A 21,657-nucleotide genomic window follows, 5' to 3' on the forward strand; every position below is an offset into this window, starting at 1 on the left:
CTCCGGCTACGAAGGTGACCTCGTTGTCGAAGTAGAAGAGGTCCTGGGGTGGATGCCCATGCGATTTGCGGCCGCCCGGTATACCAGGGGGGGTGGGCTTGGCCACGCCGGCCTCGGCGGCCCGGACCGGCAACCGCGCAAGCGCACCGGGGCGTCTCCCCCTCAGGTGTGACGGTCCAACTGTGCTCTCCAGGCAGGCGCTAGCGTGGACCGGACGACGTCCGCGAACAAGAGGGAGCGTCCCGTGACGCAGCACAGCAGCGAGCCGTTCCGGCTGATCGTGTCCGGAGGCGGCACCGGCGGTCACACGTACCCGGCTCTGACCGCGGTCCGGACCCTCCAGGCTCGGCTTGCCGCGGCGGGCCGAGCGCTGGAGGTGCTGTGGGTCGGCGTCGACGGTGGCCTGGAGAACCGCGTCGCCGCCAGCGAGGGTATTCCTTTTCGGGCGGTCGCGACGGGCAAGGTCCGGCGCTCGTCGAACCCCCTCAAGCTCGTGTCGCCCGCGAACGTGCGCGACATGAGCCGCGTCCCGCTCGGCGTAGCCCAGGCCCGCGCGATCGTCGCCGATTTCAGGCCGGACGTCGTCCTCGCCACCGGCGGGTACGTGGCGGTGCCGGTCGGTCTGGCGGCGAAGATGTGCCGCAGGCCGCTGGTCGTTCACGAGCAGACTGTGCGGCTCGGGCTGGCGAACCGGTCGCTCGCGCGCGCGGCCACCAGGTTCGCGGTCTCCTCAGAGGCCACCCTCGAACTCTTGCCGGAGTCGGTGCGCGGCACCACGGTGGTGACGGGCAACCCGGTCCGGCCCGAGGTGCTGGCCGGCCACGCCCGGAAGGCGGTCGACGCGCTCGGCCTGCACTCCTTCGCATCCGGGCTGCCGACCGTGTACGTGACCGGCGGCGCCCAGGGCTCGCAGCAGATCAACGAACTGGTGCGGGACACCCTTCCGTGGCTCCTCTCGCGGGCGAACATCGTCCATCAGTGCGGGCCCGCGAACGTCGACGCCCTCAGCGCGGCGGTGCACGCTCTGCGGCCGGACCTGGCCGCCCGCTACCACCTGACCGGCTACGTCGGCGCCGAGCTCCCCGACGTGCTGGCGCTGGCCGACGTCGTCCTGTCCCGCAGCGGCGCCGGCACGATCGCCGAGCTCACCGCCCTGGGCAAGGCCGCCGTGCTCGTGCCGCTCGCGACGTCGGCCGGCAACGAGCAGGCCCAGAACGCGATGCACCTGCAGCGGCAACGCGCAGCGGTGGCGCTGACCGGAGAGGTCAACGCCACCGTGCTGCAAGGCGCGATCGAGCCGCTTCTCGCCGACGCCGGGCTGCGGGGACAGATCGCCGACCAGGCCCGGCGGATGGGCCGCCCCGATGCTGCCGAGCGACTGGTCGACGTGCTGCTGTCCGCCGCCCGCGCCTGATCAGCAGGCCTTGGGCATCAGGGCTTTCCTGCCGATGTGAGGGCCTGTTCGAGGGAGTTCGCCACGCGGTTGATGTCGGTTTCGGTGAGGTGCTGGTGGAACGGCAGGCTCAGGATCTCCTCGCTGACCTTCTCGGTGACCGGCAGCGGCCGGTGCCAGGGCTTGAAGGCCGGCTGGAGGTGGTTGGGCGGGTAGTGGACGCCCACCGCGATGCCCTGGGCCTTCATCAGCCGGAACACGTCCTCGCGGTGCGGCACCCGGACCACGCACAGGTGCGGCACCGTGCGGGCCACGTCCACGTCCACCAGTTCCACCTCCGGGATGCCGCGCAGCGCGTCGCGGTAGGCGGTCCACAGCCGCTGCCGGGTCTTCTCCGTCTCGGTGAAGCGGGGCAGCTGCGCGAGGCCGATGGCGGCGTTGATGGAGGACATCTGGTAGCGCAGTCCGAAGGCCTCCACGCTGTAGCCGGTGGTGGCCTGGCGTTCGGCCTGGGACTGCACGACGCCGAGCATCCGCACGCTGCGCAGGAAGTCGGCCTCGGCGGGGGTGCGCGGGATGACCATGCCGCCCTGGCCGCAGGTGAGGTTCTTGATGGGTCCGAAGGAGAAGCAGGTCAGGGCTCCGGTCGCGCCGACGCGCCGGTGGTTGAGGTGGGAGCCGAAGGCGTGTGCGGCGTCCTCGATCACGGCGATGCCGCGCTCGTGGAGGGTGTCGTGGGCCGCGCCGAGGTCCACGGCCCGGCCGCCGTACAGCACCGGCAGCACCGCGCGGGTGCGGTCGGTGACGGCGGCCATGACCGTAGCGGCCTCCACGCACAGGGTGTCGGGGTTGACCTCGACGAAGCGGGGGATCGCGTCGACGACGCGGATGGCCTGGATGGTGGCGCAGAACGTCATGGACGGCACGATCACCTCGTCGCCCGCGCCGATGCCGGCGGCCAGCAGGGCGCAGTGCAGGGCGGCGGTGCCGGAGGCGGTGGCCACGGCGTCCGGGACGCCGAGGAACTGGGCGACGTCCTGCTCGAACTGTTCGGTGACGGCGGTGTGCCCGTACTGGCCGTCGGCCAGGACGCGCCCCACGGCCTCCAGTTCCGTTCCGTACAGGTACGGGCTGGCGTTGTGTGCGGCGTTGGGCCGCGGCGGGGTGGTCATGATGCCTCCCGGGTCGGGTGGATGATCGGTCGGAGCAGTGAGGTGGCCTTGTCCAGGGCCGCGGACACCTCTGCGGGCGACGGTCCGGTGGCGGTGATCATGCCGATCTTGTGGCCGGACTGGTCGTGCGGGTGGACGGGGTCTCCGGGCTGGGCGTACAGCTCGATGCCGGTGACACCGGGGACGGCGTGGGCTTCGGCGACCCCCTCCCAGGTGGCGAGTTCGCCTTCCGTGTCGAGGGGGGAGCCGAGCAGTTCCACCCCGGCGTGGGCGTTGCGCGTCGGCCTCAGGTAGGCGTCGAACGGCTCGCCGAGCGCGAGTGCGATGAGTGCGCCGACGACGTTGACGCCGTAGGCGGCCTGGTGCAGGCGCGGGATGCTGTCCCCGCTCAGGCGGGGGTTGGCTTCGATGATGCGGCCCTGGCCGTCCTCGCCGAGGACGAGGTCGAAGTTCGCGGGCCCGTTGACGATGCCCAGCGCGGCGCACAGCCGGACGGCGATGTCCTCAAGGTGGCGGTGCTCCTGCGGGGAGAGTTGCGCGGTGCTGATGCGCCGCACGACGCTCCTGCCGGCCACGAGGTGTTGGTCCTTGATGCAGGTCATGACCGGCGTGCCGTCGCGAAGGAAGAGGTCGATGGTCAGCTGGCGGCCGTGGACGTACTCCTCGGCGAGGACGGTCCGGGAGGCGGAGTAGGCGCGCGCGCGGGCGATGGCGGCGGGGAGGCCGTCCGGGTGGGTGAGGCGCGTGATGCCCTTGCTGCCCGATCCGTCCACCGGCTTGACCATGAGCGGGAACCGCAGCTGGGCCGCCTTCGCGGCGATCTTGGCCAGGTCGTCGGACGCGGCCCACCCGTACCCGGCGACATCGCAGGACGCGACGACCCTGTGGAAGGCGGCCTTGTCGAGACCCGCCAGGGCCGCCTGCGGGTACACGTAGGGCATGCCGTAGCGCAGGCCCAGGACACGCCAGGTGAGCAGCGCGGCGTCGCTCGCCCCGGCCACGATCCCGGCGGGCCGCGTGTCGCCCAGCGCTTCGGCGATGGCATCCGCGTCCCGGGTGGAGATCTTCACGGCCGCGTCGGCGAAGGGGAACGCGGGGGCGTCGGGGCGCATGTCGACGGCGATGGTCGGGATTCCTCGGCGTGCCGCCTCCTGGTAGAGAGGGATGTGCTCCTCCGATGCGCCGAGCACGAGCAGCGCGTTCTGTGGCAACTGGTCACCGGACACGGTCATGCTCCGGGCTCGGGGCCGTGATGTGGACGACGGGTACCGGGGGCTGCGGGGTGCGGGCCTGCGGGATCCAGCGGTCCGGGTGGTGCTGGTACCAGGCGACGGTCTCGGCGAGGCCGTCGTCGAGAGAGCGGTACGGCCGGTAGCCGAGCTGCTTGGCCTTGGCGCAGTCCATCGCGTACCGCAGGTCGTTCGCGGTCCGTTCCGGGATGTACACCACGCGGCTCCAGTCCGCGTCGCAGGCGCGCAGCAGCAGCGCCGTCAGCTCCCGGTTCGTCAGGTCCGTCCCGAGGCCGAGGTTGTAGGCCTCGCCGGGCATGCCGTCGCGCAGCACGAGCTCGATGCCGGCGCAGTTGTCCTCGACGTGCACCCAGTTCCGCACGTGCTGACCCTGCCCGTGAAGGGTGACCTTGTCGCCCCGCATCAGGGCGGAGATGAACCGGGGGATGACCTTCTCCGGGTGCTGGCCGGGCCCGTAGTTGTTCGAGGAGCGGGTGACGCACACCGGCAGCCCGAACGTGACCGCGTACGAGAGGGCGACCAGGTCCGACGCGGCCTTGCTCGCGGCGTAGGGGACCGTCGGGCGCAGCGGCGCGTCCTCGGTCGCGGCACCGTCCAAGAGCGGCCCGTAGACCTCGTCGGTGGACACGTGGACGAACTTGGACACCTCGGCGTTGGCCGCGGCCTCCAGGAGCCGCTGGGTGCCCAGGACGTTCGTCGCGGCGAACGCCCCGGCGTCGGCGAGGCTGTGGTCGACGTGGGACTCGGCGGCGAAGTGCACGACCGCGGTGTGCCGGGCCATCAGGTCGGTGACGAGCGTGGTGTCGAGGATGTTGCCGTGGACGAACGTGAGCTTCGGCGAGTCGAGCGCCGGACCCAGGTTGTCCAGGTTGCCCGCGTAGGTGAGGGCGTCGAGGACGGTGATCCGCTCGACGTCGTCGGCGGCGAGCATCCGCTTGACGAAGTGGGATCCGATGAAACCGGCGCCGCCGGTGACGAGCAGCTGGCGCATGCGCGCCTCCATTCCGGGGGGCGGCCGCCCTGCCCTGTCGCGAGGAGCGGTCCGACCGGCTTCCAGAACACTCCCGGAAGGGTGGTGCCCGGCAGGCACACAGAGGGGGCCCACAAATCACAGGAGCGGTACCGGTGTTGCTGCCTGTGGGCCTACCCTCGAAGCCCGGCCACCGGCAGACAGGAGACCTCTCATGGCGCCGGCACCACGCAAGACCCGCGAACCGAACCACCGTCTCGGCACGCTCCTGGCCGCAAGCGGCCGCAGCCGCAAGGGCCTCGCGCAGCGGGTGAACGAGCTCTCCGCGCAGCGCGGTCAGCCGCGCTCATACACCCATACGAGTGTCGGCAACTGGGTGGACAAGGGCATGATCCCCGACGCCCCGGCCCCCGAGCTCATCGCCATTGCGCTGGGAGAACGCCTCGGACGGCCTGTCACCCTCACGGAGATGGGCATGGCCAGCCTCCCCGCTGACCCGGCCGCGATGGGGTTGGATTTCCCCAGAAACCCGGGCGACGCCGTGCGCAACGCCGCGAACTTCTGGAGCACCGTGCACCGACGCGACTTCATCGGCGGCGCGTTCGCCGTCGCCGCCTACACCACCCCGGTCACCCGCTGGCTGGTCCAGCCCTCCGCGCCGCTGCCTGGGCACCGCGGCAGCCTCCAGGTCGGCCGCGCGGACCTGGAGGAGCTGTGGCAGGCCGCAAGCGAGGCCCGCTCCTGGGACTCGAAGTACGGCGGCGGCAGCTGGCGCTCCAGCAGCGTCGCGGACTGCCTCCGGCACCGCGCGAGCCCGCTGCTGGTCGGCACCTACCCGGAGAAGATCGGCGCCGAGCTGTACTGCGTGACCGCCGAGCTCGCCCGGGTCGTCGGCTGGGCCGCACTGGACATGGGCCAGCACGACGCCGCACAACGGCACTTCATCCAGGCCCTCGCACTCGCCCGCGCGGCTGGCGACACCGAGGTCGGCAGCCACGTGATGTCCACGATGGCGCTGCAGGCCATGCTGCGCGGCTACCCGAGCGAGGCCATCGACATGGTCCAGGGCGGCTACGAGCGCGCGAAAGGGTCAGCGAGCCCGCGGGTGCTGGCGTTCGCGAAAATGGTCGAGGCCCGGGCACACGGCCGGTCACGGGACCCGCGGGCGGCATCGCGCGCCCTGTCGGAGGCGGAGACGCTCCTCGACCGCACACGCCCCGGCGACGATCCGGAGTGGATCAGCTATATGAGCCACACCCGGCTCGCATCGGACGCGGTCGAAGTATGGCGGGACCTCGGCAACCCGAAGGCGGCGTTCACGTGGAACCGGCACGCCGACACGATGCCCAAGGACTCGTTCGCCCGCTCGGTCGGGCTGCGCCTCACGGTGCTCGGGACGGTGCACCTGCAGGGCGGCAACCTCGCGGAAGGCGTCGCGATGGGGCACCGGGCGATCGACATCCTCGCGCGGGTGCAGTCGACGCGGGCACGGGACTACGTGCGGGACTACACGACGGAGTTGCGGCGCTGGCCGAAGGAGCCGGCGGTTCGGGACCTGCTGCAGCGGGCACGCACGGAGCTGGCCATGGCCAGCTGAGCGGTGACCCGCACCAAACCGAGACCGAGCCGACGTCGGGTAAGCGGTGGGCCGGGTGGCGTTGCCGGGTGACGGTTCATCGATCCCCGTTGCAGAGGCAGGGGTGGTGCGCCGGGAGGATGCCGATGGCGTGGAGCGAGAAGACGGCGTGGTCCCCGGTCGTGACGCCGAGCATGTCGTACAGGCGGTCGAACCGCGTTTTCACGGCACCGATGCTGATGTCGAGGTGCGCGGCGATCTCCTTCCGGGTCATGCCGATCGCCAGCAGTTCGGCGACCCGCAGGAGGTCCTCCGGGATCCCGTCCGACGGCGGCCGGAGCCCGGTGGGCGGGACGATGAGCGCACTCCGGCAGGCGGTGTCGACCGCTTGGACACGCCCCTTCGCCTTCAGCAGGCGCAGGACCGTACGGATCGCCGCCGCTCCCCGCTCCTGGTCCTCGGGCCTGGGGACACTGCCGTCACTCACCAGCCGGCCGATCTGGGCGGTCGGCACGCCCCAGGCCAGCTGGTACAGGACCTGCTGCTGGAACAGGGTGACGCTCACGCTGACGCCGCACTCCGGACAGGCAAGGCCCCGGATGCTGTCGGGACGGAATCCTGAATCGGTCATGATGTGGTTCCGGGTTCACTCAGACAGGGGCAGGGGTGGGTGTCGTCCAGGAGCCGGGCGGCGTGAAACAGGCGCACCGCCTGCGGGCGGGTCTTCAGCTGGTGACGTTGCAGGAAGTGCTGCGCGCAGGCGGCGACCGCGCGGGCGGTGCGCCCGATCGCTCTGCCGATCTGACTGTCGGTCAGCCCGTCGGCCATGCCCTGGAAGACGGCCAGCTGCCGCCCGGTGATCCAGTAGCGGATCACCGGGCGGCGCGCGGGCCCGGGCAGCAGCCCGGCCCGAACGGCGATGTCGACGGCCTGTACCGCGTTGGCGGCCGCGAGCTGGACGGTCAGAGCCTGGAGGTCGTCCGCGACCGCGGCCGCGCCGGTGTTCAGGCGACGGCCGATCGCGTGGGCGCTGAAGCCGTGTGCGGTGAGGCAGAGCAGTTCGACGGCGGCCGGGGTGGCCATGAACTGACCGTCACAGATCGGGCAGTGGGCACCGGCGATCAGCAGCGGCATCGGGCGCCCGGATCGGATGCGGAGCGTCGCCCTCGGGGGCCGCTGCGGTGCGCCGGCCAGGAACATCGACGGGAACGCGGGGGCCTGCACGCCCGCGCGCACCGCGGCGCCGTAGACAGTGATCACCGGCTGACCTGCCGAAGGCGACGCGCGGACTCGGGGCAGGACGGACGGCCCGGGCGGCCGCGGGGGAGGGAGTCCGCGCCAATCAGCCGAAGCGCCGGGAGCCGGCCCCGGTCGTACTGATCGAGGGTGATGTGCAGCAGCGTCCAGCCCTGCCAGACACCGGCCCGGGCGACCAGCCCGTCGTGTCGGGCCTCGACGCCCAGGGTCATCCCGCCGGGCGTCGCCAGCAGCGCGAACCGGACCGGCGCGGCGCCGGGCAGTGCCTGGTGAACCAGTTGCTCCGGGTCGGGACCGCCGGGGGCGTGGACCTCGCCGCGCATGCCGTCGCCGTAGAGAGCGGTGGTCGCGGTGTAGCGGCGCGGGTCCGCGGTGCCGACGCTCGCGGCCAGCGTCGGTACTCCCGTCTCGCCCGCCAGCAGCAGCACCGGGATGCCGGTACGGGCGACCAGCAGGGCGGCCCGGTCGCCGGGCACCGGTTCGGTCAGGGCGCTCACGGCGTCACCTCAAGGGGCTTCTTCCCGGCCCGATCGGCCAGGGCCCAGTGCCAGGGGAACGGCGGCAGCGGATCGGCGAGGACGGTGACCAGCCGCAGGTCGGCCTGGCGCTGCCAGAAGGGGTCCTGCCGGGCGTAGCCGACGGCGGCAAGCCAGGCGCTGATCGCCCAGACCGGGGTGAGTACCTGGTGGTAGGTGCGGCCGTGGTCGTGGGCGGTGATGTCGACGCCGTAGGCGGCGGCGAACTCGGCGTACTCGTCGGGGTCGGCGCCCAGGGCGTCGCGGCGCCAGGCCATCGCGGCCAGATCCCACCAGCCGGGCCCGATCGCCATGCGTTCGAGGTCGATCAGGGTGGGGGTGCCGTGGGGGGTGGTGATGCAGTTGGCCAGGCCGACGTCGCCGTGCTGCACGCACATCCGCTCGGGCCACTCGGTGGTCTGCCAGGCGGCACGGGCGGCCTCCAGGCGCTCACGCAAACGCTCGCGCCGGCCGCGGTTCAGGATCCCGACCGGGAGGGTGCTGATGCGCATGGCCAGGGAGGGAATCGGGTCGAAGACCGGCAGGCCCAGCCGGGAGGGAACGGGCAGGCCGTGCAACTTCCTTAACAGCAAGGCGAGTTGCTCGGGCTCGGGCGGCGTGGTGTTGTTGCCGAGGTCTTCGGCGAAGGTGATGTGGAGTACCTTGCGGCCGGTGCCGTGCCGGACGGGATAGCGCTCGGGGCCGATCGGCCTGGCGGCCGGGACGCCATTATCCAGCAGCCACAACGCAGCCAGGTTCTGGCGGTACGTCGACACGAACGTGGCGGGCGGCCCGTGGACCTTGCCGACGGCTCCCGCCTCGGGCAGGCGCCAGGTGTGGTTGTGGCCGGGCTGCAGAAGGGTCGCACCGTACGGGTCGAAGCCCTGGTACCGGGCGGCCGCGCGGACCACTTTGAGGCTTTCCTCTGGAGTCAACGTTGTTCCTGTGAAAGGTAGTTGGATGGGTATTCCTGGGCCGGGCCGGTCAGGTGATGACCCGGCCCAGGGGCCTGCTCCGGTGCCTCCGCCGAGTGCGGGACCACGGGCACCCTCGGGAGCAGGCAGAGCCGGACGCAGGACCCGGACCTCCCCAGGTTCTCGGCCGTCCCGCGTCGGCTGTCGTCCGCCGCCCGTCGCACGGTCGCTGCGGCGGCGGAAGCCGTGAATGTCAATGTCAGTGAGGCGACCCCGGTCGCCCCGCCTGTTCGTGCATCAGCGATTCCCCGCAGCCAGGACGGTGTGCAGGCGGTCCTGGTCGAGGTGGAGCCAGGTCCGGATCCTGGTCACGCAGCCAGACCGCGGCCCTCGACAGGTCGGCGCCCTCCAGGTCCCACGCCACCACCACCAACGGCCGCGGCCGCTCCACTCCCCCCGGCGACTCGGGGACCGGCTGCGCCCCCGTCTGCGGGCTGCCGGCGGCGCCGCCGCGAGTCTCGCACGGCCGTCGGCGAACGCCGCCCTCCCCGATCCCATCTCCTGGTCCTCGTCTCTCGTGGTCGAAGGGGTGGCGGTGGGCCCCTGATAGCCCGCCAGGTCTCCACGGGCCCACCGCCTGGCCGCTATCGGAGCGGCCGTCCATGGGGTGGTGCCGCGCCGGGCAAGGGCGCGGCACCAGGGTTGCCTGGTTCCGCCCCCGGAGCAGAGCGGGGGCGGAACCAGGGGTTACGGCGGGGACGGGCGCACCCACGGGGGTGGGGCACGCACGCTCCCGCCGCCGGCCCGTCCCACCACAAGGCGGGCCGCACCTGACAGCCGCCCAAGTCGGGGCGCTGCCAGGAGATCGCGACTCAGACCGGTCTGCGCGCCGCGCGCAGGAACGCACCCGCGGCCAGCGGCCGGGCCGAACCCACCGCCCCGGCGCACTCCCGCTCCCCGTCCCGGGCGACGACGCGCTCGTAGTCCTCGCTCAGTGCTCCCAGCACCTCGTCCAGGGCCAGGAGCCGGCCGCTGCCGTCCGGCTCCACCACCCACTTCGCCGCCCTGCGCACCGGCAGGCCCCCCGGCGTCGACGGCGCGGCCGCGCCCGGCGCCGGACACGGCAGAACGCCCCGGTCCAACACCCGGCCGATGCCGCGCCACCCCGATCGAAGCGGCGCCGTCGGGGGCGCCACCAGGAACTCCACCGTCGCGCCCACGACGCTGTGCAGGACCGGCCCGCACTGCGGCAGCACCTGCACCGCGCGCAACCCCAACGTCGCCGAGGTCTGCACGACCCAGAACGCACCCATCGGGATCGCCGCCAGCCCGCCCCCGTCCCACGCGGCCAGGCACTCCCCCGGATCGGGGCTCCAGTACGCGAGCCAGCTGCGCCCGGCGTCCACGGTGCTCGTGGCGGGCATGGTGGGCATGGTGGGTGAGACGGCGTACACGATGGTCCTCTCAGGATCGGGTCGGGCGTAGACGTGCGGTCGTTGTCACGGGCCGGGGCGAGCAGGACCGCTCGGGCTCAGGAGGAGGAGGAGCGCGCGCCCCGCCAGGCCAGGACGACGGCGAAGTCCCTCACCTCCGCAGGGTGCGTCCACGCGGTGCGGCTCTCGTAGCCGAGCGCGGCCAGGTCGTCCTGGAGCCTGCTGGTGCCCTCGCACCAGTGCTCGAAGGCGGCGGCCGACAGCGATCCGTCAGCAGCGCGCACGTGCTCCTTGTCCGGGTGCCAATGCACGCAGGCACACGCGTGCGCGCCGGGCGGCCACAGAACGCCGTCGTGATCGGCGACCGACACCCGGCCGGTCTTCGTCCGGCCTTCGGCCTCCCGCTGCCTGGCAAGATCTCGCAAGGCCCAGCTGACCTCGTCGCCGGGGCCGCGGTCCTTCCATCCGGGCCAGCCGTCAACGAAGTTCGGGCGGGTCGGCGGTACGCCTTCCCACGCGCCGGGCGGCGGCCACTCGGCTGGGGTATCCGGTCCCGGCTCCCAGACCAGCAAGGCTGCGAAGCTGTGCCTGTCCGGGGTCCGGGGCGGCCCGGTCCTCGCCGCCCCGAGGCCGAGCCCGTGCAGGACGGCGAGCAGTGCCTCGGTACTCGTCTGCCAGTGCTCGGCGGCGCCGGCCGGGATGGTCTTCTTGCGGTAGTCCCTCTGGTACACCGGGTCGGGGTACCAGAAGACGCGCAGGCATCCGAGCGCACCGGGAGGCCACGACTCCGTCCCGGCGCCGGCCGGCTGACACCATCCGATGCCCTCGGTGACCCGGGTGTAGCGCACCCCGTCCTCTTTGACGTCCCAGGCGCGGAACCCCGCGCCCCCGAGTTCCCTGCCCAGCCAGCGGACGGCGTCATGCATGGACAGTTCGGCGATCACGACGCGCTCCCCGGGGCCGGTGCGGGGGCTGCCGCGCACGCCGCGGGCTCCGGCTGTTTGGCCGCGGCGCTGTTGGGAGCCCAGCCCCAGGGGAAGGGCGGGAGGACCGGGTCGGTGGTGATGGTGGCCAGCCGCCGGTCGGCCTCGGGCTGCAGCTCCGGCTCGGCCTGGGCGTATTCGGCCCAGTTGAGCCAGGCGTTGACGGCGAACTCCGGGGTCAGCACCTCGCGGTAAATACGGCCGCCGTCGAGGGCCGTCACGTCGGCGCCGTACGCCTCGGCGAACTCCTCGTACTCGTCGGGGCCGGCGCCGAAGACGTCACGCCGCCACGCGGCGGACGCCTGGTCGCGCCACCGGTGTCCGACCGAGGTGCGCTCGAAGTCGATCAGCGCCACCCCCTCGGGGGTGGTGATGCAGTTCCCGCGGCCGGGGTCGCCGTGCATCACGCACCGCTCGGGCCAGTCGGTGGCCCTCCACGCCTCACGGGCGCCGGCCAGCAGTGCCCGAACGCGCGACCGCTGCTGGGGGGACAGGACGTCCGGCGGAAGGCTCTTGATGCGCCGTGCCAGCACCGGGAACGGGCTGAACGTCGGCAGACCGAGCTGAGCCGGGACCTCCAGGCCATGCAACTCCCGTAGTACCGCGCCGAGTTGAGCGGGTGTGGGACGTTCGTCGCCGAGGTCAACGGCGACGGTGACCTGGAGCAGGTAACGGCCCTCGTACTGCACCGGGCAGGCCGACCGGCCGACCGGCCGCGCGGCCGCGATGCCGTTGCGCAGCAGCCACAGGGCGATCCGGTTTGCCCGCAAGGCCTCCTCGAAGCTGGTGCCGGGGCGCCAGACCCGGGCGATCGCACCAGACTTGGGCAGGCGCCAGGTGTGGTGGGGGCCGCCCTGGAGCAGGGTGGCGCCGCGCGGGTCCAGGCCCTGGCGCCGCGCGGTCGCGTAGACGGCGTCGCGGCTCTCATCAGGTGTCACAGGACGGTGCCCATCAGGGAGGTGAGGACCCGCTGCTCCATGTCGTGGATCAGGTCGGGCAGCCACCGGACGAGGAGGTCCTCGGGGGTCTGCCCGGCCTGCTGCGGCTGCGCGTCGGCGGCCCGGGGCCGGCGCGGCGGGCGCGCGGGCGCGTGGTGGAGCAGCCGGAACCGGTTGAATCGGTTGCGGTCGGGAATCCCGTACCACTCAAGAAGTTCGGTGACCGTCGCGCCCAGGTAGTAGGAGCGGAGGATGTCCGGCGCCCGGCCCGTCCAGCCGGTGTCCTCCTGCGCGGTGGCGGCCTCGGTGGCGTGGCCGGTCCGGGGGCCGGTTCGGGCCGTGGCGGTCTGCGTCTGTGTCATGGGGCGCATGGTGGTGTCCTTGTTGGCAGTGCGCGGGGTGCGCAGGGGCTCGGCGCGGTAGCGTCTTCGGCCGGCACCGGGTTGTCCAGGTAGGGGAGGGAGGCGACCATCGCGGCGACCCTGCGCACCGTGTCCAGGGTGCCGGCGTCGTCTGCGCGCAGGTCGGCATCGAACAGTTCCAGCGAGCACTCGATCAGCGCGTCGGCGACGGCGTCCGTGCTCTTCAGGGCCCGCTGGCGGTGGCGGGCCGCCCGCTCGCAGCGCTCCTCCACCAGCCACAGGCTCGGATTGACCAGTACGGGGCCGCCCCAGTGCTCGTGGAGCTGGTCCCCGATGAAGGCCAGAAGCACGCCGATGTCGTCCGTCACCGGGACGAGCTTCAGCGCCGCCTCCAGCAGGCCCCCGGGCACGCCGGCTCCGGGGCCCGCGGCTCCGTCGGACGGGAGCTGAGGACCGGGCAGAGCCGTCATCGCGGCCCCCGGATCCACGGAGCCGGCTGGACGGCCTGCCGGCGGACGTGGTCGCCGGTACCCATGCAGGCCTGCGCCACGGCCGAACAGGCGTTGACGTCCAGTTTGCGGGTGGTGTGCGGTCCGACGCTCACGGCGCAGTCCTCGGGTACGGAGTAGGTGGAAGTGGAAAGAAGGCCTGGGCGCGGTGAGCACGCGCGCCCACGGACTGGGGCGCGACTCTTCCGCCACCCGCCCCGTGTCGCTCCCGGGGCGGGTGTCTGGAGTCCGGTGGCGGCTGCGCAGGGGGGAGGGCAGCCGCCACCGGGGTTCTAGGCGGTGTTCACGCCGCCGGTATCTGGCGGCGCAGGACGGGGCGCGCGGGCAGCGTTCCCACCACCGGCTGGGGCCGCATGGCCCGCACCGTGGTGTTCGCGCGCAGAGCCGCGACCACCACGGCGACACCCGGGCCGCCGCAGGCCGCCGCTGTGTCTGTACGCCCGGCGGCCTGCGGCGCGGCTCCGAGGTCGACCTCGGCCCAAACGCACTTGCCATCCGGCCCAAGGTCGTCGACACCGAACCGGTCGGCGTAGGTGATGACGAGAATGAGGCCCCGTCCGCTGGTGGCGTCCCCGTCCACGTCCCGAGGCTCGGGCCGCACTGTGCTCGGGTCCGTGACCTCCACCCGCAGCCCGCCGCTGGGCAACAGCGACAGGCCGGCAGTCAGCATCACGTCTGGACGGTCGCCCCCGCAGCCGTGCACGATGGCGTTGCCACCGAGTTCGGACAGCACCAGCGGCACCTCGGCCAACTGCTCCTCGTCCGGGTCCAGGCCAAGTCCAGTCAGTGCCTTCCGCGCCCAGCGGCGAACGTCGCGTACACGCTCCCGCTCTGCGGGGAACGTGAACTTGGTGGTGCGTGGTCTCGGCTCCATTGGGGGGTGCCTTCACTCGCTCGGGGTGCCGCTGATCGTGGCGGCTGACACCCAGTGAACGACCTTCTGTACCGGGCAGAACAGGAAAAAGTCCGGGGCTTCCACTCGCGAGGGACCGGAAAATCTGCTTCGGTGTTTCGCTAGAGCGGCAGCGCCACAGGTGACGACAGCGCTACGGTGAGTGCATGGGGGAGAACCTTCTACTGCGGCAGCGGATGGCCGAGCAAGGACTGCTGCAGGTCGACCTGGTCAGGCTGATGAACGACCACGTCGCTGCACACAGCGGCGCGTTGGGCACGTTCAGCGAACGCATGGTCCACAACCTGCTGACCGGAAAAACGCGCTCGCCCCAGACGAAGACCCGCGCCGCGTTAGAGGCAGTATTCGGGTGTACGAGCGAAGAGCTCGGCTTCACACCCCGCCCGGGCGCTAAGCGCCCCGACCCGCCGGAGGCCCGCGTGCTCCGCCGACAATTCCTCTCCATCGCACCAGCTGCCGCTGCCGCGGCTGGCATCCCCGGGCTGTCCTCACGGCCCAGCGGCGTCAGCACCTCCGACGTCGACCGGCTCAGGGCCGGCCTTCGGGCGCTCGCCGAACTGGACAACGAACGCGGCGGCCACCAAGAGCTGGAACGCGCCGCGCTGGCCGGCGCCGAAGCCGCGACCCGGCTCCAGGAACGCCCGGCCAGCCAGCGAGTGCGCAGCGCGCTGTACGCGGTTACCGCGGACTACACCGCCACCGCCGCGTGGTCGTGCGTGGACGCCCGCAGGTTCGATCAGGCTCAGCCGTACCTGGACCGGGCGCTGGCTCTGGCAGGACTGGCCGGCGACAGCACCGGCCAGTTTCGACTGTGGAACGCGACCGCGTTGATGGCCTACCAGCAGCGCCGATACCCGCTTGCCCTGGCCGCCGCTCAGGCCGCGCAGTCGTGTGGCGTCGTCAGGCGCGACCCGTTCTTCGCCGCTCTCGCCCACGTGCGGGTCGCGGTCGGCCACGCCGCCCTCCACGACCGGCAGGCGGCCCTACGCTCCCTCGGGCACGCGAACGACGCCCTCGCCCGTGTTGGTGACGAGGCGCCCCGCCCGTCCTGGACTGCGTTCTTCGGTGCCCCGGAACTACACGGCTTGACCGGGATCATCCACGAGCACCTCGGCGAGTATGCCCAGGCCGAGAGCGCGTGCCATCGCTCGCTGGCCGGCACACCGGCCCGCTTCCGGCGGAACATCGCGATGGTGATGGCCAGAATGGCGCTTGCCCAGCTCCATCAGGAGGAGATCGAAGCGGCTTGTGCGACGGCGGTTCAGGCCCATGGCCTGATGGGCAGCGATCCGTTGCCGGGCCGCCTGCGCTCCCTGCTCGGCGACTTCCATCGTGGCCTGATCAAGGTGGCGCCCGACTCCCGCGAGACGCTGGAATGGCGAGAGACTATCCGCAACATCGAGGAGAGCCGCCGACCGTGATAAAGATCCTCCGCTTCGACCAGGGCAACCTGCCCGAGGGCCTGCGCCAGCTGCTGCTGGACGTCCACGACGAGGCGTACCACGACCGACGCCACGAAGAGTTCGTGCAACGCTTCCCCTGGTTCGTCGACCACTGGAGCTCCAAGTCAGGGTTCACCTGCGTCGTGGCCTACGACGACGACGAGCCGATCGGCTTCTCCTACGGCGCCCCGCTCACCGAAGGGAAGGAGTGGTGGCGCGACCACATGCCCGCGCCCGAACGAACCGAGACCTTCGGCGTGTCCGAGCTGATGCTGCGCCCCGCCTGGCGGAAGCAGGGCATCTCCCCGCGACTCCACCAGGCGCTGCTGGCCGACCGGACCGAGGAGATGGCCGTGCTGACCGTCGACACCGTCCGTCCCAGGCTCCAGGCGCTGTACGAGTCCTGGGGCTACCGCAAGGTTGGTGAGAACCGCCCCTTCATCGACTCCCCGCTCTACGCCGTCATGGTCTGCGACCTCCCGACCGCGAGCTGAGCCAAGATCACGACCCTGGGGGTGACCCACAAGCCGGGCACCCCCAGGCGGCTGATGGAGCAGACGCGGAGCTTAGACAAGCACTCGGGGCCTACCTTGCCCTGATCTCCGAGTAGCGGACCGTCGCACCTAGGCGATGAGGCCCATGCGGCGGTGGCTGAACAGGTCCTCGGGTTCGTAGACCGCCATGAGCGCGCCGTCGGCGCGGTCCGGGCTGGAGACCCCTCGGGCCTTCATGCTCTTCTTCGACTCGATGACGACGGCGCCGTTGCTGTTGGTGGACATGTTCGGCGAGGAGAGTTGGACGGCGCAGGCGTGGTCGACGCGCAGGCGCAGCCGGCCCTGGCCGGTAGCCGGGTCGGGCTGCAGCAGCGCGCGGCCAGCGAGCCACATCTCGTCCCGCTTGCGGTAGGGACGCATCAGCTGGGCCGGGTCGTCGCGCTCGGGGTCGATGTTCTCGGACACCATCACGCCGACAATCTCCGCCTGGTGCCGGCCGTCCTCGCCCCAGCGTTCGAGCATGCTGGTGACGCCGTGGCCCAGGCCGTTGCGGTCGACCTTGACCCGGACCGGGGCCCGGGTGCCGAGCGCGGCCGCCAGGCGCTGCGCCCGGAGGATCTCCGCTTCGACCCGCTCGGCGACGTCGACCTGGTTCAGGTTGATCTGGCCGCTGGAGGCGTGTCGCTGCTCCAGGGCGTCGCCGACGACCCGATAGATCGTCACCTCGTCGCCGCCGTCCGCTGCGACGTCAACGCCGAGCCGGACCCAGGAACCGCGGCGCACCGTGTGGGTGGCAGTCTCTCCGACGAGACCCAGGTCCGCGGGGCGGACCCAGTCAGGTCCTTCGGGGTCGTCGGTGTCCTGGGCGGCTTCGATCCAGGCCAACGGAATGGCCTTGGAGCTGCCGCCCCTGGGGAAGCGGGCGTAGACCTTGGCCTGGACGTAGGGGTGGTCCTCGCCGTACTCGCGCACGGTGCGCGACACCCAGTCCATGTTCGGCAGGTGTTCGGCGAGGGAGTGCTTGGCGCCGCCGGGTGGGCAGTCCCGGCAGTACGGGACGCGTTCCAGGGTGATGGCCGGCGAGTCGAGGACCCGGATCGGGATCGTCGTGGTGGTCGGCTCCTCGGGGTCGTCGCCTTCGCCGCAGAGCAGCTCGAACCAGCTCCGCGGGTCGTCGGCCGGGGGGTTGCCGATGGCCAGCATCCGGGCGTCGCCCGTCAACAGGTTGTTGGTGCCGTTGCCGATGGTGCGGGCGATACCGCCGGCTTCGTCCACCACGATGAGCAACTTCGGCGTCCCGTGGATGCCCTGCATCGCGGCCTCGTCGTTTTCCGGCGCCGTGAATCCGTAGGCGACCACCACCGCGTTGCCGTAGAGGTCCGGAATCTTCCACTGGACGGTGTCGCACCAACCCGGGAGTTTGCCCCGCGCGATCGTCTTCCTGATGTGCGGCCACAACTGGTTGCGGACCTGCCGAAAGCGCGTCGCCGTGGTCACGATCACGGCCGTGCCGGGCGGGTTGACGCAGCCCATCCACGCGACCAGGCGGCCGGCCAACCACGTCTTGCCGACGCCGAACCCGGCCGGGACGGCCACCCGCTTGTGGTTGACCACCGCGTCCAGGACGTCCCGCTGCTTCGACCAGATCGTCTCTCCGAGGACGTCCTCGGTGAACCCTGACGGGGTGTCGGCCCACAGGCCGTAGAGGGTGCCCTGCTCGCGGCGAACTTCCCGGACGACGTAGCCGAGCTCCCTGGCCCCGAGGGTCTTCACCGTGGCCCGGCGGGCTGCCACGGGTGCGCGCAGCAACAGGTCGGCGACGTTGGCGGCGTCCTTCGACCTCACGCCCTGGCCGCTGCTGCGCCCTGCTTCCGCCAGGACGTCAGCGGTGGTGGTGCGCGGCGGCGCGGCGGTGGTCGGCATGGCGGGCACTGTGACCGTCGGACGCGCCTTGTGTCCCGCTGTCCGAGCACGTGCGCGCAGTTCAACGCCTGGTTGTGCGATCCAGCATCACCGGGTCCCGTGAATACCTGTCCGGCAGGGCCGTCCCATCCGGGGCGGTCCTTCGCCATGTCCGAGCGGCCGCCGACTGCCCGGGCCGTCGACGGCCGACCGACCTCCCCACGCACAAGGAGCGACGTATGTTCCCGAGCATCTTCATCGTCCTGCTGACCTGCCATTGGGCAGCGGACTTTCCCGGCCAGACCGATCATCAGGCCTCGCACAAAGCGGACCGGACTCTTCAAGGGTGGGTCGCGAACCTGACACACGCCTTCACCCACGTGGCGATCACCGCGGTGGTGCTCTGGCTGGTCGGACTCGCCGAACCTGACCTTCACCCCACGCTGACGGCGGAGGCCTTCGGACTCGCCTGGGTAGGGATCAGCCACAGCGCGATCGACCGCCGCCGCATGGTGAAGTGATGGATGGAGCACACCGGTCAACGCGGCTACTACCAGCGGGACGGGGCCCTACATGTCGATCAGGCTGCGCACGTGCTGCTCGGACTTCTGCCGGCCGCGCTGCTGATCTCCCGGCTGTAGCAGGTGGTGCCGAATATGCTGCTGCTCCCAGGCCGGGATGCGGTGGCCTGGGAGCAGCAGGGGTGTGAGGGCTGTGGAGGAGCGCCTCACAATCAGGTGTACGACGGTTGGCCCGGAAGCGTTACACCTGGCCGGCCGCCTGGTCGTGGGCGCGCTGTGCCTCGTCGTGGCGGGCGCGGGCCGTCACGATGAGCAGCTCGTACTTCTTGAGGTCGGCGAGCGCGTCTTCGACGGGCAACTCGGTGACGCCGTGCTCGTGTGCGAGGCGGGCCCTGGCGGCGCCGGCTCGGGGCGGCTCCGGGTCCTGGGCGGCGTCGGCCGGATGCCCCAGGGCGGCGGTCCACACCTTGTCCCACTCCTCGCGGGTGCAGCCCAGGGCCCTGGGCATGGAGCGGATGCGGCTGCCGCCGTAGGCCCACAGCGACAGCGCGGCGCGGTGGCGCAGCTGGGTGTACTCGTCGACGTTTGCGGCGGCCGCGCGGGCGATCTCTGCGGCACGGCGGGCCCGGTCTGCGGGGGCGAGGCCGTCGAGTTCGGCGGCGACCAGGCGGACGGCTGCTTGGCGGGCCGTCTCCAGGTCGGTTGCCCTGTTCTCGTCGGTTACCCGCTTGGTGGCGGTCATGGAGGTGGCGGTGGCGGCCATGCCGATCTGGGCGGCGATGGCCTCGTGGCTCAGTTGGTAGGGCGGCTGGCGTAGCGCGAGGATCGCGGCATCGCGGAATTTCATGGCCTCGGCGTTGCGGGCCCGGTCCTGCTCGGTGAACATGCCGAACGTGGCGACCTGGTCGAGTGCCTTGTCGACGGGCAGTTCGGCGATGCCGGCTGCACGTGCGGCTGCGATGCGGTCGGGGCCTGCTGGGGGGGTGGGCGGCGGCGGGGTGTTTCCGGTGATCTTCCAGCCGAAGGCGCCGGCCTGGATGCGGGTCCACTGCATCCGGGTGCACCCCATGCTCTGTTCCAGGCCTCGGGTGCGGTGGCCCTCGTATGCCCACAAGGACAGGGCAGCGTGGTCGCGTCGGGTCTGGTGTTCGGCGCGGTCCGTCTCGGCTTGTTCCATGATCTCGACGGCGCGTCGGGCCCGCGCCATGGGGTGGGCGATCGCGCCGAGTTCGGTGGCGACTTCCTTGGCGGCGTCCTCACGGATCGTCGCGAAGTCTGGGCGCTCGGGGTAGAGGAACGTGCTCTTGGACATGGTGGTGGGGACTCCTGCACAGTCACGGTGGAGTGTGCGGCTGGGGCATCCCCATCACCGACTCCGGCAACTGTAACACCCGCAATGAGACGCGGGTTAGCAGCCGGTTAGCGCTGTCATCAGCGCCGCGCGCTGTGCGTCGGTCACCCCCATCTCCCACCGGGCCTTCGTCCGGGCGTAACCGGCCGCGAACTCGCACTCGGCCTTCTTGCCGCCCGAGGGCTTCCACTGGTCGGGGCCGCGGCCGCCCTTTGCTCGGTTCACCGACGGCAGGGTGGGAACCAGGTTGTCGTCGTCGTTGGCGAACTCGCGGCGCCACTCCGGAGTCCAGGTGTTCGCACCGGACGCCCAGGCGTCCTGGAGCGCGACGCGGTGGTCGACGTCGATGTGCTCGACGTCGGTGACCACGCTGGTGCCGGTGTAGGGGTCGGTGAGGCGGCCGGACAAGACGATCGTGCATTCGGCGGGTCGCTGCGGGGCGGTGACCTGCTCGGTGAGGGCGCGCAGCAGCGCGGCCTGGCGGGCGTTGCAGCCGTCACCGTCCAGATCTTCCCATCCGCCGAACAGTGCGCGGTCGTAGCCGGGTGTGGGGGCGGTTGCGGCGGCGGGGAGGGAGACGACGAGCCTCTGGTCGTCGGTGAGTGGCTGCGCCGGTGGGGAGGTGATGGCGAAGGTCGCGGTGACGGTGAGCGCGGCGGCGGCGCGGGCGGCGAGGCGGGCAGCGGGCAACGGGTTCTCCAAGCGGGGTGGCGGTCCGTCTACCGGGCCGGGTGGTCGCCGGCCTGCGGGGCCGGGCGGTCGGGGCACGTGCAGTCGTTGTGCGCTTCCCCGCACACCGGGCAGAGCTGGTGCCGGGGGCATTCCCCGTCCGGGTGGGCTTCGCGGATACACGGCAGGCCAGACAGGGAGGTGGTCATCGGCGTGCCAGGGTGGTGATGACGACCGGCACGCCGAGCGTTCGGCTGGTGCCGTCGGGCTCCAGGGTGCGCAGCTCGCCGGTGGGGTAGCGGACGGGTACGTGGGCGGGGTCGGTGGGACGGCGGACCTTCCACCCGGCGGCGTAGGAGGCGGCGGGGTTCGCCTCCATCCACATGTTGCACGCCTGGCAGGCCGTGACGAGGTTCGTCGGGTGGTTGATCGCGGGGTCGCTGCTGCCGCCCATGGCCCGGTTGGTGCGGTGCTGGATCGTCAGGGTGCTGCCGGTGCCGCACCGTACGCACTGGTGGCCGTCCCGGGCGTAGACCAGGGTGCGGACAGCCGTGGTGGGTCCGGTGTTGCGGGGGCGGGTGCGCAGCGCGGTCACGAGGGTGGTGGCTCCGTTCCCCTCGGGCACGAGCGGCCCGAGGTGACGAGGAGAGTGCAGGCCAGCGGGGTCTTGTGTCACCCGCTGGTCGGCCAGTCGCGTACGTCGACGTCGACGACCTCGGGGTTCTCGGTGGTCTGGGTGTGCTTGGCGGGGTCGAGGTGGTCGTGCCACAGCTCGGGGTAGTCGTTGAGCCAGCCGGCGAGGGTGTGCTGTTCGTCGGAGAGGTCGTGCTGTTCGTCGTCGCAGAACTCGATCAGCTCGATCGGGACCTCGTCCAGGGGCACGTCCAGGGCGTAGACGGTCGTCTCGATCACGGTCAGGCCGAGGGTGAGCGGCGCGGTGTCGGGGGCCTGGGCGGGCTTCGGCTCGGCGGCGGTCACCGTCACGGCGGTGGTGGGGGTGGTGGTGGTCACGGTCAAAGGGGGGCTCCCTGCTGGTCGGTGTCCGTGCAAGGGGAGCAGTCCGGGGCCGCTTGCGTCCCGGTCGGCGGGCCGC

General features: G+C 71.9%; 24 protein-coding genes. 5 read left to right on the top strand and 19 right to left on the bottom strand.

The window, feature by feature from the left end:
- Nucleotides 1–244 precede the first annotated feature (244 nt).
- Nucleotides 245–1,414 carry a UDP-N-acetylglucosamine--N-acetylmuramyl-(pentapeptide) pyrophosphoryl-undecaprenol N-acetylglucosamine transferase gene (locus A6F73_RS38280; RefSeq protein WP_063353077.1) on the top strand — a complete coding sequence of 390 codons (1,170 nt, stop codon included), beginning with the start codon at nucleotides 245–247 and terminating at the stop codon, nucleotides 1,412–1,414.
- A gap of 17 nt (nucleotides 1,415–1,431) precedes the next feature.
- Here the strand turns inward: A6F73_RS38280 and A6F73_RS38285 are convergent, their stop codons facing one another.
- From A6F73_RS38285 to A6F73_RS38300, 3 genes are read right to left on the bottom strand one after another with little or no spacing between them, the layout of a single operon-like run.
- Nucleotides 1,432–2,565, bottom strand: coding sequence for a DegT/DnrJ/EryC1/StrS aminotransferase family protein (locus tag A6F73_RS38285; protein WP_063353078.1), 1,134 nt, complete (start codon nucleotides 2,563–2,565; stop codon nucleotides 1,432–1,434).
- Nucleotides 2,562–3,791 (bottom strand): ATP-grasp domain-containing protein, encoded by a 1,230-nt coding sequence (locus A6F73_RS40160; RefSeq protein WP_244293885.1) that lies wholly within the window; start codon nucleotides 3,789–3,791, stop codon nucleotides 2,562–2,564. Before A6F73_RS40160 ends, A6F73_RS38285 begins: the two co-directional genes overlap by 4 nt.
- Nucleotides 3,781–4,806 (bottom strand): dTDP-glucose 4,6-dehydratase, encoded by a 1,026-nt coding sequence (locus A6F73_RS38300; RefSeq protein WP_063353079.1) that lies wholly within the window; start codon nucleotides 4,804–4,806, stop codon nucleotides 3,781–3,783. The genes A6F73_RS40160 and A6F73_RS38300 overlap by 11 nt, the downstream gene beginning before the upstream one ends.
- A 193-nt stretch (nucleotides 4,807–4,999) precedes the next feature.
- Here A6F73_RS38300 and A6F73_RS38305 point away from each other — a divergent pair, with 193 nt between their 5' ends.
- Nucleotides 5,000–6,382: a hypothetical protein gene (locus A6F73_RS38305; RefSeq protein ID WP_063353080.1), complete on the top strand. Its 1,383-nt coding sequence runs from the start codon at nucleotides 5,000–5,002 to the stop codon at nucleotides 6,380–6,382.
- A gap of 76 nt (nucleotides 6,383–6,458) precedes the next feature.
- Here the strand turns inward: A6F73_RS38305 and A6F73_RS38310 are convergent, their stop codons facing one another.
- From A6F73_RS38310 to A6F73_RS38355, 11 genes are all read right to left on the bottom strand, one after another.
- On the bottom strand, nucleotides 6,459–6,926 hold the full coding sequence (locus A6F73_RS38310; protein WP_063353081.1) for a LuxR C-terminal-related transcriptional regulator: 468 nt from the start codon (nucleotides 6,924–6,926) through the stop codon (nucleotides 6,459–6,461).
- A gap of 62 nt (nucleotides 6,927–6,988) precedes the next feature.
- Nucleotides 6,989–7,621, bottom strand: a complete 633-nt coding sequence (locus A6F73_RS38315) for a response regulator transcription factor (RefSeq protein ID WP_063353082.1) — start codon at nucleotides 7,619–7,621, stop codon at nucleotides 6,989–6,991.
- Nucleotides 7,618–8,115, bottom strand: a complete 498-nt coding sequence (locus tag A6F73_RS38320) for a hypothetical protein (protein ID WP_063353083.1) — start codon at nucleotides 8,113–8,115, stop codon at nucleotides 7,618–7,620. Before A6F73_RS38320 ends, A6F73_RS38315 begins: the two co-directional genes overlap by 4 nt.
- Nucleotides 8,112–9,068, bottom strand: coding sequence for a phosphotransferase (locus A6F73_RS38325; protein WP_159398764.1), 957 nt, complete (start codon nucleotides 9,066–9,068; stop codon nucleotides 8,112–8,114). Before A6F73_RS38325 ends, A6F73_RS38320 begins: the two co-directional genes overlap by 4 nt.
- 851 nt (nucleotides 9,069–9,919) lie before the next feature.
- A complete protein-coding gene (locus tag A6F73_RS38330; RefSeq protein WP_159398765.1) occupies nucleotides 9,920–10,471 on the bottom strand; it encodes a hypothetical protein in 552 nt (183 codons plus the stop codon).
- 107 nt (nucleotides 10,472–10,578) lie between these two features.
- The gene (locus A6F73_RS38335; protein WP_063353086.1) at nucleotides 10,579–11,463 is read right to left on the bottom strand and encodes a hypothetical protein; all 885 of its coding nucleotides are present in this window, start codon (nucleotides 11,461–11,463) and stop codon (nucleotides 10,579–10,581) included.
- Entirely contained in the window at nucleotides 11,421–12,401 is a 981-nt protein-coding gene (locus A6F73_RS38340) for an aminoglycoside phosphotransferase family protein (protein ID WP_063353087.1), read from the bottom strand. Before A6F73_RS38340 ends, A6F73_RS38335 begins: the two co-directional genes overlap by 43 nt.
- Nucleotides 12,398–12,763 (bottom strand): hypothetical protein, encoded by a 366-nt coding sequence (locus A6F73_RS42055; protein ID WP_159398766.1) that lies wholly within the window; start codon nucleotides 12,761–12,763, stop codon nucleotides 12,398–12,400. Before A6F73_RS42055 ends, A6F73_RS38340 begins: the two co-directional genes overlap by 4 nt.
- Nucleotides 12,760–13,173 (bottom strand): hypothetical protein, encoded by a 414-nt coding sequence (locus tag A6F73_RS38350; RefSeq protein WP_063353089.1) that lies wholly within the window; start codon nucleotides 13,171–13,173, stop codon nucleotides 12,760–12,762. Before A6F73_RS38350 ends, A6F73_RS42055 begins: the two co-directional genes overlap by 4 nt.
- 56 nt (nucleotides 13,174–13,229) lie before the next feature.
- Nucleotides 13,230–13,367, bottom strand: coding sequence for a hypothetical protein (locus tag A6F73_RS42060; protein ID WP_159398767.1), 138 nt, complete (start codon nucleotides 13,365–13,367; stop codon nucleotides 13,230–13,232).
- Between the two features lie 188 nt (nucleotides 13,368–13,555).
- The gene (locus tag A6F73_RS38355) at nucleotides 13,556–14,146 is read right to left on the bottom strand and encodes an ATP-binding protein (RefSeq protein ID WP_063353090.1); all 591 of its coding nucleotides are present in this window, start codon (nucleotides 14,144–14,146) and stop codon (nucleotides 13,556–13,558) included.
- Between the two features lie 185 nt (nucleotides 14,147–14,331).
- On the opposite strand from A6F73_RS38355, the gene A6F73_RS38360 reads away from it, so the two are divergent.
- Nucleotides 14,332–15,606, top strand: coding sequence for a hypothetical protein (locus A6F73_RS38360; RefSeq protein ID WP_063353091.1), 1,275 nt, complete (start codon nucleotides 14,332–14,334; stop codon nucleotides 15,604–15,606).
- Nucleotides 15,603–16,121, top strand: a complete 519-nt coding sequence (locus A6F73_RS38365) for a GNAT family N-acetyltransferase (RefSeq protein ID WP_244293886.1) — start codon at nucleotides 15,603–15,605, stop codon at nucleotides 16,119–16,121. The genes A6F73_RS38360 and A6F73_RS38365 overlap by 4 nt, the downstream gene beginning before the upstream one ends.
- 129 nt (nucleotides 16,122–16,250) lie before the next feature.
- Here A6F73_RS38365 and A6F73_RS38370 read toward each other — a convergent pair whose 3' ends face one another.
- Nucleotides 16,251–18,044 carry a hypothetical protein gene (locus tag A6F73_RS38370; protein ID WP_063353093.1) on the bottom strand — a complete coding sequence of 598 codons (1,794 nt, stop codon included), beginning with the start codon at nucleotides 18,042–18,044 and terminating at the stop codon, nucleotides 16,251–16,253.
- Between the two features lie 218 nt (nucleotides 18,045–18,262).
- Between A6F73_RS38370 and A6F73_RS38375 the strand changes: the two genes are divergently transcribed.
- Entirely contained in the window at nucleotides 18,263–18,544 is a 282-nt protein-coding gene (locus A6F73_RS38375) for a DUF3307 domain-containing protein (RefSeq protein ID WP_079136674.1), read from the top strand.
- A gap of 241 nt (nucleotides 18,545–18,785) precedes the next feature.
- Here the strand turns inward: A6F73_RS38375 and A6F73_RS38380 are convergent, their stop codons facing one another.
- The 4 genes from A6F73_RS38380 to A6F73_RS41170 all read right to left on the bottom strand — a co-directional run bounded on the left by A6F73_RS38380 (nucleotide 18,786) and on the right by A6F73_RS41170 (nucleotide 21,575).
- A complete protein-coding gene (locus A6F73_RS38380) occupies nucleotides 18,786–19,856 on the bottom strand; it encodes a hypothetical protein (RefSeq protein ID WP_063353094.1) in 1,071 nt (356 codons plus the stop codon).
- Between the two features lie 96 nt (nucleotides 19,857–19,952).
- Complete coding sequence (locus tag A6F73_RS38385) at nucleotides 19,953–20,585, bottom strand: DUF1524 domain-containing protein (RefSeq protein ID WP_063353095.1); 633 nt, start codon at nucleotides 20,583–20,585, stop codon at nucleotides 19,953–19,955.
- Between the two features lie 184 nt (nucleotides 20,586–20,769).
- Entirely contained in the window at nucleotides 20,770–21,189 is a 420-nt protein-coding gene (locus A6F73_RS38390) for an HNH endonuclease (RefSeq protein ID WP_159398768.1), read from the bottom strand.
- A gap of 47 nt (nucleotides 21,190–21,236) precedes the next feature.
- Nucleotides 21,237–21,575 carry a hypothetical protein gene (locus A6F73_RS41170; RefSeq protein ID WP_159398769.1) on the bottom strand — a complete coding sequence of 113 codons (339 nt, stop codon included), beginning with the start codon at nucleotides 21,573–21,575 and terminating at the stop codon, nucleotides 21,237–21,239.
- Nucleotides 21,576–21,657: the final 82 nt, after the last annotated feature.

The sequence above is a fragment of the Streptomyces sp. MJM8645 genome, assembly GCF_001625365.1.
In the GTDB taxonomy this organism is placed as follows: Bacteria; Actinomycetota; Actinomycetes; order Streptomycetales; family Streptomycetaceae; genus Kitasatospora.

Excerpts from the sequence above, each read along its gene's own strand:
- A6F73_RS38305 (WP_063353080.1), top strand. The coding sequence starts at position 5,000 with ATGGCGCCGGCACCACGCAAGACCCGCGAACCGAACCACCGTCTCGGC.
- A6F73_RS38300 (WP_063353079.1), bottom strand. The coding sequence starts at position 4,806 with ATGCGCCAGCTGCTCGTCACCGGCGGCGCCGGTTTCATCGGATCCCAC.
- A6F73_RS38285 (WP_063353078.1), bottom strand. The coding sequence starts at position 2,565 with ATGACCACCCCGCCGCGGCCCAACGCCGCACACAACGCCAGCCCGTAC.
- A6F73_RS38375 (WP_079136674.1), top strand. The coding sequence starts at position 18,263 with ATGTTCCCGAGCATCTTCATCGTCCTGCTGACCTGCCATTGGGCAGCG.
- A6F73_RS38380 (WP_063353094.1), bottom strand. The coding sequence starts at position 19,856 with ATGTCCAAGAGCACGTTCCTCTACCCCGAGCGCCCAGACTTCGCGACG.
- A6F73_RS38360 (WP_063353091.1), top strand. The coding sequence starts at position 14,332 with ATGGGGGAGAACCTTCTACTGCGGCAGCGGATGGCCGAGCAAGGACTG.
- A6F73_RS38330 (WP_159398765.1), bottom strand. The coding sequence starts at position 10,471 with ATGCCCGCCACGAGCACCGTGGACGCCGGGCGCAGCTGGCTCGCGTAC.
- A6F73_RS38370 (WP_063353093.1), bottom strand. The coding sequence starts at position 18,044 with ATGCCGACCACCGCCGCGCCGCCGCGCACCACCACCGCTGACGTCCTG.
- A6F73_RS38355 (WP_063353090.1), bottom strand. The coding sequence starts at position 14,146 with ATGGAGCCGAGACCACGCACCACCAAGTTCACGTTCCCCGCAGAGCGG.
- A6F73_RS42055 (WP_159398766.1), bottom strand. The coding sequence starts at position 12,763 with ATGACACAGACGCAGACCGCCACGGCCCGAACCGGCCCCCGGACCGGC.